The 10,281-nt window shown below is 67.5% G+C and carries 11 protein-coding genes; 8 read left to right on the forward strand and 3 right to left on the reverse strand.

Annotated features, from left to right (window positions below):
• Positions 1 to 9 precede the first annotated feature (9 nt).
• The 3 genes from HMPREF2914_RS06505 to HMPREF2914_RS06515 all read left to right on the forward strand — a co-directional run bounded on the left by HMPREF2914_RS06505 (position 10) and on the right by HMPREF2914_RS06515 (position 3,482).
• Positions 10 to 1,842, forward strand: a complete 1,833-nt coding sequence (locus tag HMPREF2914_RS06505; protein ID WP_023092484.1) for an SLC13 family permease — start codon at positions 10 to 12, stop codon at positions 1,840 to 1,842.
• A gap of 91 nt (positions 1,843 to 1,933) precedes the next feature.
• A complete protein-coding gene (gene rlmF / locus HMPREF2914_RS06510) occupies positions 1,934 to 2,944 on the forward strand; it encodes a 23S rRNA (adenine(1618)-N(6))-methyltransferase RlmF (protein WP_023092483.1) in 1,011 nt (336 codons plus the stop codon).
• Between the two features lie 187 nt (positions 2,945 to 3,131).
• Positions 3,132 to 3,482 carry a CesT family type III secretion system chaperone gene (locus HMPREF2914_RS06515; protein WP_023092482.1) on the forward strand — a complete coding sequence of 117 codons (351 nt, stop codon included), beginning with the start codon at positions 3,132 to 3,134 and terminating at the stop codon, positions 3,480 to 3,482.
• A 291-nt stretch (positions 3,483 to 3,773) separates the two neighbouring features.
• On the opposite strand, the gene HMPREF2914_RS06525 is transcribed toward HMPREF2914_RS06515, so the two are convergent.
• Positions 3,774 to 4,259 (reverse strand): DUF2165 family protein, encoded by a 486-nt coding sequence (locus HMPREF2914_RS06525; protein WP_003092891.1) that lies wholly within the window; start codon positions 4,257 to 4,259, stop codon positions 3,774 to 3,776.
• Between the two features lie 201 nt (positions 4,260 to 4,460).
• Here HMPREF2914_RS06525 and HMPREF2914_RS06530 point away from each other — a divergent pair, with 201 nt between their 5' ends.
• Complete coding sequence (locus tag HMPREF2914_RS06530; RefSeq protein ID WP_003092893.1) at positions 4,461 to 4,763, forward strand: ArsR/SmtB family transcription factor; 303 nt, start codon at positions 4,461 to 4,463, stop codon at positions 4,761 to 4,763.
• A 65-nt stretch (positions 4,764 to 4,828) separates the two neighbouring features.
• Positions 4,829 to 5,821 carry a zinc-dependent alcohol dehydrogenase family protein gene (locus tag HMPREF2914_RS06535; RefSeq protein WP_023092481.1) on the forward strand — a complete coding sequence of 331 codons (993 nt, stop codon included), beginning with the start codon at positions 4,829 to 4,831 and terminating at the stop codon, positions 5,819 to 5,821.
• Positions 5,822 to 5,976: 155 nt separating this feature from the next.
• Here the strand turns inward: HMPREF2914_RS06535 and HMPREF2914_RS06540 are convergent, their stop codons facing one another.
• Positions 5,977 to 6,588, reverse strand: a complete 612-nt coding sequence (locus HMPREF2914_RS06540; RefSeq protein ID WP_003118301.1) for a glutathione S-transferase — start codon at positions 6,586 to 6,588, stop codon at positions 5,977 to 5,979.
• A 123-nt stretch (positions 6,589 to 6,711) separates the two neighbouring features.
• Between HMPREF2914_RS06540 and HMPREF2914_RS06545 the strand changes: the two genes are divergently transcribed.
• A complete protein-coding gene (locus HMPREF2914_RS06545) occupies positions 6,712 to 7,608 on the forward strand; it encodes a LysR substrate-binding domain-containing protein (protein WP_003100573.1) in 897 nt (298 codons plus the stop codon).
• On the opposite strand, the gene HMPREF2914_RS06550 is transcribed toward HMPREF2914_RS06545, so the two are convergent.
• Complete coding sequence (locus HMPREF2914_RS06550; RefSeq protein WP_023092480.1) at positions 7,598 to 8,140, reverse strand: hydrolase; 543 nt, start codon at positions 8,138 to 8,140, stop codon at positions 7,598 to 7,600. The genes HMPREF2914_RS06545 and HMPREF2914_RS06550 overlap by 11 nt on opposite strands.
• A 103-nt stretch (positions 8,141 to 8,243) precedes the next feature.
• On the opposite strand from HMPREF2914_RS06550, the gene HMPREF2914_RS06555 reads away from it, so the two are divergent.
• Both HMPREF2914_RS06555 and HMPREF2914_RS06560 read left to right on the forward strand, forming a co-directional pair.
• A complete protein-coding gene (locus tag HMPREF2914_RS06555) occupies positions 8,244 to 8,714 on the forward strand; it encodes an SRPBCC family protein (RefSeq protein WP_003092903.1) in 471 nt (156 codons plus the stop codon).
• 73 nt (positions 8,715 to 8,787) lie between these two features.
• Positions 8,788 to 10,143, forward strand: coding sequence for a TAXI family TRAP transporter solute-binding subunit (locus HMPREF2914_RS06560; protein ID WP_003111143.1), 1,356 nt, complete (start codon positions 8,788 to 8,790; stop codon positions 10,141 to 10,143).
• The last annotated feature ends 138 nt before the right edge of the window (positions 10,144 to 10,281 follow it).

Below are 10,281 nucleotides of genomic sequence, written 5' to 3' on the forward strand. Positions count from 1 at the left end.
GATGCCCGCATGAACCTCGAACTGCTCTGGGTGGTCGGCCTGCTCGCCACCACCGTCGCCCTCTTCATCCACAACCGCCTGCGCCTGGACGTGATCGCCCTGCTGGTGATCATGGCCTTCAGCGTCAGCGGAACCCTTACCCTCAACGAAGCCCTGGCCGGCTTCAGCGATCCCAGCGTGATACTGATCGCCGCGCTGTTCGTGATCGGCGAAGGCCTGGTGCGTACCGGGGTGGCCTACCAGGTCGGCGACTGGCTGATCGCCCGCGCCGGCAGCAGCGAAGCGCGCCTGCTGGTACTGCTGATGCTGGCGGTGGCCGGGCTGGGCTCGGTGATGAGTTCCACCGGGGTGGTGGCGATCTTCATCCCGGTGGTCCTGAGCATCGCCGCCAAGCTGAAGATCCCTCCGGGCCGGCTGATGATGCCGCTGGCCTTCGCCGGACTGATCAGCGGCATGATGACCCTGGTCGCCACGCCACCGAACATGGTGGTCAACAGCGAGCTGGCGCGCGAGGGTCATGCCGGCTTCGGCTTCTTCGCCTTCACCCCGATAGGCCTGATGGTGCTCGCCATCGGCGTGGCCTACATGCTGCTCACGCGCAACTGGCTGAACGCCGCCAGCCCGGCGGAAGTCGGCGCGCCGAAGGCACGGCGGACCCTGCGCGACCTGATCCGCGACTATCGCCTGGCCGGCCGCGAGCGGCGCCTGCAGGTCCAGCTCGGCTCGCCGTTGATCGGCAGCACCCTGGAAGAACTGCAACTGCGCACCCGCCTGGGCGCCAACGTGGTCGGCCTGGAGCGGGTGCGCAAGTTCCACAGCGAGGTGGTCAAGGTCGGCGGCAGCACCGAGCTGAAGGCGGGCGACGTGTTGCTGCTGGACGTCTTCGCCCCTCCGGAGGACATGGACCGGCGCTGCGCCGAGCTGAACCTGGTGCGCCTGCCGTTCCGCGCCAGCTACTTCATCGACCAGTCGCGGGAGGTCGGCATGGCCGAGGTGACTCTGCCGCCGGACTCCACCCTGCTCGGCAAGAGCGTCCTGGAGCTGGGCTTCCGTTCGCAGTACGGGCTCAACGTGGTCGGCCTGCGTCGCGACCACGAAGCGCTCACCGACGGCATGCTGGAAGAGAAGCTGCGCCTGGGCGATACCCTGCTGGTGATCGGCGCCTGGAAGGCGATCCGCCAGTTGCAGGGACGCAACCGCGATTTCCTGGTGCTCAGCCTGCCGGCGGAGATCGACGAGGTGGCGCCGGCCCTGAGCAAGGCGCCGCACGCCCTGCTCAGCCTGGCCGTGATGGTGGCGCTGATGGTCAGCGGGGTGGTTCCCAACGTGGTCGCGGCGCTGGTCGGCTGCCTGTTGATGGGCCTGTTCCGTTGCATCGACATGGACGGCGCCTACCGCGCCATCCATTGGCAAAGCCTGGTCCTGATCGTCGGCATGCTGCCCTTCGCCCTGGCCCTGCAGAAGACCGGCGGTATCGACCTGGTGGTCTCGCTGCTGGTCGACGCCCTCGGCGACGCCGGCCCGCGCGTGCTGCTGGCCAGCCTGTTCCTGCTCACCGCGGCCATCGGCCTGTTCATCTCCAACACCGCTACCGCGGTGCTGATGGCGCCGATCGCCATCGCCACCGCCAACCAGATCGGCGCCTCGCCCTACCCCTTCGCCATGGTGGTGGCGGTGGCGGCCTCGGCAGCCTTCATGACGCCGATTTCCTCGCCGGTGAACACCCTGGTGCTGGGCCCTGGCCAATACCGCTTCGGCGACTTCGTCCGGATCGGCGTGCCATTTACCCTGCTGGTGATGTTCGTCTGCGTGCTGGTGACTCCGTGGCTGTTTCCATTGTGACCGGGCCAGGAGCGCGCCGCTCGGCAGAAACACTGGCCAGCCTCCGGCGGATGTGAATAATGCCCGCCTCGCCGTCACGGAAACCGAGAACATGCCCCGCCCGACCAGCCCGCATCCCGACGCCGAGCGCAAGAGCGCCAGCCCGCTGCACCCGCGCAATCGCCACCTGGGACGCTACGACTTTCCGCGCCTGATCGCCGGCAGCCCGGAACTGGAGCGCTTCGTCATCCTCAATCCGTACGGCAGGCAGAGCATCGACTTCGCCGATCCGGCGGCGGTGAAGGCCTTCAACCGCGCGCTGCTGCAACAGTTCTACGACGTACTCGAGTGGGATATCCCCGATGGCTACCTGTGCCCGCCCATCCCCGGTCGCGCCGACTACCTGCACTACCTGGCCGACCTGCTCGGCGCCAGCCACGATGGCCTGATTCCACGCGGTCCCGGCCTGCGTGCGCTGGACGTCGGAACCGGCGCCAACTGCATCTACCCGCTGCTCGGCCACCACGAATACGGCTGGCGCTTCGTCGGCGCCGACATCGACCCGCAATCGCTGGCCTCGGCCGCTGCGATCCTCGCCGCCAACCCACGCTTCGCCGCTGCCATCGAGTTGCGCCGGCAGCCTGATCGCAGGCAGATATTCCAGGGCCTGATCGGCGTCGATGAGCGCTTCGACATGACCCTCTGCAACCCGCCCTTCCACGCCTCGCTGGACGAAGCCACGCGTGGCAGCCGGCGCAAGTGGAAGAACCTCGGCAAGCTCGACCCGACCCGTACCCTGCCGCTACTGAACTTCGGCGGCCAGGGCGCCGAGCTGTACTGCGAGGGCGGCGAAGCGGCCTTCCTGGCCGGCATGGCCGAGGAAAGCCGGGCGTTCGCCACGCAGGTGTTCTGGTTCACCACCCTGGTATCCAAGGCGAGCAACCTGCCGAACCTCCAGGAGCGCCTGAAGACGTTGGGCGCCAGCGATATCCGCGTGGTGGACATGGCCCAGGGACAGAAGCAGAGCCGCTTCGTCGCCTGGACCTACCTCGACAAGAAGCAGCGCCGGGCCTGGCGCAAGGAGCGCTGGACAGCAGCCCTCCTGGAACCACTGGGCGCCTAGCCGGCACGCCTCGCCACCCGGCTCCGCTGCCGAGCCCAAAAACGGACACCCCATCGCCTATCAGGATCGGCCACCGTTTTTCCACTGGAATCGGCAGCGGCAAAACCTAAAAAAAGAGAACCCCGATTAACAGTTTCTCCGGGCTGGCACTGCTCTAATGGCTGCCTCCAGTGACTCGGAACACGCCATGAATCCACTCTACCGCGCCGCCATCCACCAGCTTTTTCTCGCTCTCGATCTCCCGACGCCCAATGACGAGGAGAGCGTACTCAGCCTGCAGGTGGGCCCGCATCTCTGCCATCTGGCAGAACATCCGACCGATCACCTGTTGATGTTCACCCGCCTGGAAGGACAAGGAGACGCTACGGCCAGCGAGCAGAACCTGTTCAGCCAGGACCCTTGCAAGCCGGTCCTGGGCCGCGACCCCGAAAGCGGCGAACGGCTGCTCTGGAACCGCCAGCCCTTGCAGTTGCTGGACAGGGCCCAGATCCACCATCAACTCGAACAACTGGTCGCCGCCGCCGAAGAGCTGCGCTGAGCCCAGTCGGGCGAAAGGAGCCGATGCCGCAGGTTCTGCTTTCCTCGAAGAACCCCGGGGCTGAACTCCAGTGACCATGCCGAGCCAGCCGGAGCACCTGTCCTCGAGGCAGCCGGCTGCCACTGCCCGGGGGCAGTTCCAGCTGCGTCAGCCCATGCAGCGCGTGCGAACAGAGGGGAGCCGAGGGACCGGGTGGCAGGAGCGAGATGCGACTTCGCGCTATCGACGGGCGTCCGGCTCGCTCCACCGTCGCCGTCCTCGCACCCTGCTCCCTCGTACCGGCAGTCCCCGTCAGCTCCAGCGGACGTTGAGCACGAAGAAGTTCGCCAGCACCCAGACCACCAGCAGCAGGTGGGTCAGTTGCAATCCCTCCTGGCGGATCCAGTAGCCGAACCAGAGCCCGCCCAGCAGCATGCCGAAGAGGAAGCCGAGGGCCGCGCTCAGGGCCAGGTTGAGCCAGGGCCGGGCCGCCTCCAGGCCGGCGCCGAACAGCAGTTCGTAACAGCCGGTCCAGGCCGTGACGACGGCAGCGACCTGCAGCGCGACGATGATCGACAAGGCCAGGCGGTGCATGAGCGGCGAGCGTACCGCCCGCGCCAGCAAGGGCATGTCGATCGCGGGCGGCTGGGCCAGGGGAGCCATCGACATGGTCACGCCGATCGCCCCCACCGAGCTGGCGAAGGCCTGCAGGTTGTTGATCAGGGCGAGGCTCAGCCACAGGGCGAAGCCGAGGCAGCAGGTGAGCTGGAAGATCATCAATGAAGTCTGGGTGTCCATTCCGGGTCCTTTGCAGAGTACGGGCGGTCGTCGCTCGACGCCCTTCCGGCGCCAACGAGCGCAGGGCCTGCGCTGATCGGGAGGAACGGCGGGAACGCCGGATGGCACTCTAGGACCTGAACCTAACTTGAGGTCAACAGCGACGGCAGGTCTCCGTCGTCCCGGATTGACAAATCGGAAATTCCCGATATCCTCGCCGCCATGGACCTGCTCGAAACATTCAAAGCCCTGTCGAACCGGACACGCCTGGAAATCCTGAAAGGCCTGAAGGACCCGGCGAAGAACTTTCCTCCGCAGGACGAGGGCGACGTCGACACCGTGGGCGTCTGCGTCAGCAGTATCCAGGAGGGCGTCGGCCTGTCGCAGTCGACCGTGTCCGATTACCTGGCGATCCTGCAACGGGCGGGCCTGGTCGAAGTCAGGCGGATCGGCCAATGGACCTACTACAAGCGCAACGAAGCGAATATCCGTGCCCTCGTCGAGCTAATCGGCGCGGAACTGTAGTTCTTTCTACACCACAATATATCGAAAATTCCCGATATCCCTTTTTACCGAAACGAGGATATGCAATGAAAGCGTTGATACTCAAGGCGTTTGGCGGTCCGGAATCCTTCGAGCTGCGCGAAGTGCCCAAACCGGTGCCGCAGGCGGGACAGGTATTGGTGCGGGTCCATGCGACCTCGATCAATCCGCTGGACTACCAGGTCCGTCGCGGCGACTACCCCGACCTGGTAGCGCTTCCGGCCATCACCGGGCATGACGTGTCCGGCGTCGTCGAAGCGGTAGGGCCGGGAGTGACCGCCGTCGCACCGGGAGACGAGGTCTGGTACACCCCGCAGATCTTCGAAGGCCAGGGCAGCTATGCCGAGTACCACCTGGCAGCGGAAGGCATCATCGGCAGGAAGCCCGCCGCACTGAGCCACCTGGAGGCGGCGAGCCTCAGCCTGGTCGGCGGCACGGCCTGGGAAGCGCTGGTCACACGCGCGGCGCTGAGGGTCGGCGAAAGCATCCTGGTGCACGGCGGCGCCGGCGGCGTCGGGCATGTCGCGATCCAGTTGGCGAAGGCCATGGGAGCCCGGGTCTTCACCACAGTGCGCGAGGTCAACTTCGAGTTCGCCCGCCAGATGGGCGCCGATGTGCTCATCGACTACCAGAAGCAGGACTACGTCGAGGCCATCCTGCGGGAAACCGGAGGCCACGGCGTCGACGTGGTGTTCGACAGCATCGGCGGCGACACCCTGTCGCACAGCCCCGAGGTACTCGCGCAGCTCGGCCGCGTGGTCAGCATCGTCGACCTCGCCCAGCCGCAGAACCTCCTCCAGGCCTGGGGCCGGAACGCGAGCTATCACTTCGTCTTCACCCGGCAGAACCGCGGCAAGCTCGACGAGTTGAGCGCCCTGGTCGAGCGCGGCCGGTTGCGCCCGCATGTCGGCGCCGTCTATTCGCTTGCCGACATCCCCCTCGCCCACGCCCGCCTGGAGAGTCGCGACAATGGCATCCGGGGAAAAATCGCGATCGCGGTCGAGCCGTCGGACGATCCCGCACAGGCGTTCGCCCGCTGACGCCACGGCGCGGAACGGGCCCCGATCGCGGCCCGCCCCGGCATGTGCCCGGTACCGACCCGCAGCGCCCAGGTCGGGCGGCCAGCCGACGAACCGGGGCCTGGCGCAGGCGGAAACGAGCCGTTCGAGGGGCGCCAGCCTGGCCCCTCGCGGGCTCAGACCGGCGGCGTCTCGAGGAACACCGGCAACCCCTCCGCATAATCCGAATAGCTTGCCAGTTCCGGGTATTCGCTGGCGGCGACCCGCTCCGCGACCACCAGTTGGCTGAAGCGCCAGGCCACCGCGACGGTCACCCCGACCAGCTCGATGCCGCCGTCGCGTGCCAGCGGCTCCTGGCGCAGCGCTGCCTCCAGCCAGTCGTAGGCCGCCAGCAACTGCCCCTCCACCCGCTCCAGCCAGGGGCCATGGCGGCGTTCCTCGGGACGCAGGTTCAGTTCGTAGTAGATCTGCACGGATTTCTCGCAGGCCACCAGCGCCGCACCGATCAGACTCAGCGCCCGTGCACGGGCCTGCGGCCGTTGCGGCAGCAGACTGCGTTCGCGGCCGGCCAGGCACTCCAGGTAATCGAGGATCAGGCTGGAGTCCATCAGCACGGTGCCATCGTCCAGCACCAGCGTGGGCGCCTTGACCATCGGGTTGAACAGGCTGAACGCCTCGAAATTGCGAAACACCGACAGCGGCCGGTGCTCGTAGGGCAGGTCCAGCAGGCGCAGGGCGATGGCGACCCGGCGCACAAAAGGCGAATCCAGCATACCGATCAGTTGCATCGCGGCATCCTTTGTCGATGATTAAGCGCCGCTAAGAGGGTGGCGCCTGGGGAAATCACTCTAGTCGTTGCACAACGCGAAAAATATCGAGATAAATTCAGCGAACTCTTTAGAAAAACTTACATGAGCGACCTCCCTCCCCTCACCGCGCTGCGCAGCTTCGAAGCGGTCGCCCGGCTCGGCAGTATCAGCCAGGCCGCCAGCGAGCTGCACGTCACCCACTCGGCGATCAGCCAGCAGATCAAGCTGCTGGAAAACCTCCTCGGCCTGGCCCTGTTCGTCCGCGAGGGGCGCGGCCTGCGCCTGAGCGAGAACGGCCGGTTCTACGCCCTGCAGGTACGCGCCTCTCTGGGCGAGATCGCCGACGCCACGCGGGTGGTGCGGGCGCGTCCGCGGGAGGGCGAGCTGGTGGTCACGGTGATGCCGTCCTTCGGCCTGAACTGGCTGCTGCCTCGCCTGCCGCGCTTTCGCGAGCGCCATCCGCACTGTCGCGTGCGGCTGGTAGCCAGTCTCGACGTGCAGAACCTGCGCCAGGGCCTGGCCGACCTCGGCGTACGCATCGGCAAGGGCGACTGGGAAGGGGTCGGTCGGGAACGCCTGTTCGACGACGAGTTGCTGATGGTCGCCGCGCCCGACTTCAACGGCGGCCGCCTGCCGCGCACGCCGAGCGAGATCGTCGCCTGCCCTACCCTGCGCTCCACCGAATCCTGGGCGCTCTGGTGCCAGCGCGCCGGCGTGGCGGAACCGCAGCACGGACTGCTGATCAATGACTCGAACCTGCTGCTGGAAGCCGTGCGCCTGGGCCAGGGCATCGCCCTGGAGCGTCGCAGCCTGGTCGCCGGCGCCCTCGCCGAGGGCCGCCTGGTGCAACTGGGCGACATCCGCGTGCCCTACCCCTATCCCTACTGGCTGGTCTGGCCGCAGCGCGAGCCGCCGAGCGACCGCCACCAGGCCTTCGCCGACTGGCTGCGCGAGGAGGCCCGGCGCTACCAGGCCGAGCAACCGCCGCTCAGCGAATGAAGTTGCGGCTGATCTCGCGGAAGCGGTCGCTGCCGGCGCGTTCCATCCATTCGAAGGCGACCATCTCCCGCGACACGATCATCGCCCCGGCCTGGCGCATCCGCTCCACGGCCAGTGCCTTGTCGCTCGGCCGCCGCGAACCGATCGCCTCCTCCACGACGAACACCTCGCGACCACGGCCAAGCAGGTCGAGCACGGTCTGCAGCACGCAGACATGCGCCTCGCTGCCGCAAACCACGAACTGCCGGCGGTCGCCGCCGGGCGCGCGCAGCAGGGCACCGTCGGCGGCGGCCGAGAAATCCAGCTTCTCGAGGATCTGCGTGGGCTCCAGCTCATCGCGCAGGGCCGCCACCGTCGGCCCCAGGCCCTTGCTGTACTGCTCGCTGGCCAGCACCGGCACGTCCAGTGCGCGGGCCACGCGCAACAACCACTGGCTGTACTCGACCAGCGCCGGGCCGTCGTCGATGGCCGGCAGCAGGCTCTCCTGGATATCGACCACCAGCAGGGTCGAGGTTGCGGCGCGGATCAGCATGGCGTCCTCCTTCGGTTCGACGTCTCGGTTCGTCTGGCTTAGGCTTGCACGGCACGGGCGCCATGGACAGCGCGTCCTCCCACAACCCTAGCAGGAGCCTGCGATGAATATCAGCCTGCATTTCGAATCGCGCCTGCAGGCCAGCCCCGAACAGCTCTGGCGGTGGATCACCTCGGTGGACGGGATACTCCGCGAGATACGCCCGTTGCTGAGCATGAGCGTACCGCCCGGTATCCGCAGCCTCGAAGACCTGGAGGTGGTGCCCCGGCGCCCGCTGTTCCGCAGCCACATGCGCCTGTTCGGCTTGCTGCCGCTGGGCACTTCGCAACTGACCCTGCTGGAGCTGACGCCCGGCCGTGGCTTCATCGAACAGTCGCCGATGACCGGCATGCGCCTCTGGCGCCACGAGCGACGCATCCTGCCGGCACCGGGCGAGGCCGGGGAATGCCTGCTGGTCGACCAGTTGACCGTACGCCCGCTATTCGCCGCCGGGCTGGTACGCTGGTTCCTCACCCGCATCTTCCGGCATCGCCACCGGGTGCTCTGCCGGCAGTTCCGCACGGACCGCCGGTGACCCTCGGCTACGCTGAGGAGTGCGCCCGCCCGCATCCGCCATACCCTTCTGAAGAGCAGCACAAGGACCGCTCATGAATCGCATCAAGCACCTGCTCAAGGACCTCGCCATCCTGATCCGCGCCAACCTCTGGCTGATCCCGGTGATCGCCGCCCTGGTCGCCGCGGTGTTCTATTTCGTCGCCCCGCCGCCGCCGATGAGCGCGACCATGGCCACCGGCGCCGAGGGCGGCGGCTACGCCGTGTTCGCCGGCAAGCTCCGGGAAAAGCTCAAGGAGCAGGGATTCGAACTGAAGCTGGTGCCCAGCGCCGGCTCGCGCGACAACCTGGAGCGCCTGCTCGGCACCGGCGAGGTCGACATCGCCCTGGTCCAGAGCGGCCAGGAGCGCCAGCTCGAAGCCGGGCAGGCGCGCCAGTTGCAGACCCTCGGCGCGGTCTACCAGGAGCCGCTCTGGCTGTTCCACCGCAGCAACGTGCACATCGACCAGCTCAGCGACCTGCTGCACCTGCGCCTGGCCATCGGCAGCGACGGCAGCGGCACCCGCGCCGCCACCGAGGCGATCCTGCAGGCCAACGACATCGCCCCGGGACACTATCCGATCACCTGGGAAGCCCGCGGCGGCAACGCGGTGGTCGACGACCTGCTGGCCGGCAAGCTGGACGCGGCGTTCATCGTCGGGCCGGCGGAGAACCCGGCGATCCAGAAATTGGCCGACAACGACCAGCTTCGCCTGGTCAACTTCCGCCGCAGCGCCGCCTACGAGGCGCGCCTGCCGTTCCTCAAGCGGGTCGAGGTCGGCGAAGGCCTGCTCAACCTGCCGCGCAACGTGCCGGAACGAAACATCAGCACCCTGTCGCCGGTGGCCACCCTGGTGATCAACGAGCGCTTCCACCCGGCGCTGATCCCGCTGGTGCTGGAAGCCGCGCGCGAGGTGATGAAGGACGGCAGCCTGCTCGACAAGCCCGGCGCCTTCCCCAGCGCCGAGCCGCGCACCCTGCGCCTGCACGAGGACGCCGAGCGCTACTACAAGAGCGGCCTGCCGCTGCTGCAGCGCTACCTGCCGTTCCGCATCGCCTCCCTGGCGGACCGCTACATCATCCTGCTGATCCCGTTCATCGCCATCCTCATCCCGCTGATGAAGTCCATCGGCCCGCTGTATCGCTGGCGCATCCGCGCGCGCATCTACCGCTGGTACCGCTACATCCGCGACATCGACCGCAAGCTCGACAGCGGCACCGACGCCGAGCAACTGAGAAGCGAGATCGAGCGGCTGGAGAAACTGGAGAGCGAGCTGAACACCGTGGAGGTGCCGCTCTCCTACTACCACGAGCTGTACGAGCTGCACCTGCACCTGAACTTCGTGATCAAGCGCCTGCACGGTCTGCAGGAACGCCAGGCGACGCAGGCAGAAGCCGGCAACCTCGGGTAAACTGGCCGATCCGCGGGCGCGCCAGCGGCGTGTCCCGCAGCATCGCGGAAACCTGCGCGGCGCCGCCGATTACCTGAAAGGTCGAACCTGACATGCCGATCCATCACGCCATCGTCCACCTGATCGAGAAGAAGCCCG

Source organism: Pseudomonas sp. HMSC067G02, from assembly GCF_001813485.1.
Taxonomy (GTDB): domain Bacteria; phylum Pseudomonadota; class Gammaproteobacteria; order Pseudomonadales; family Pseudomonadaceae; genus Pseudomonas; species Pseudomonas aeruginosa.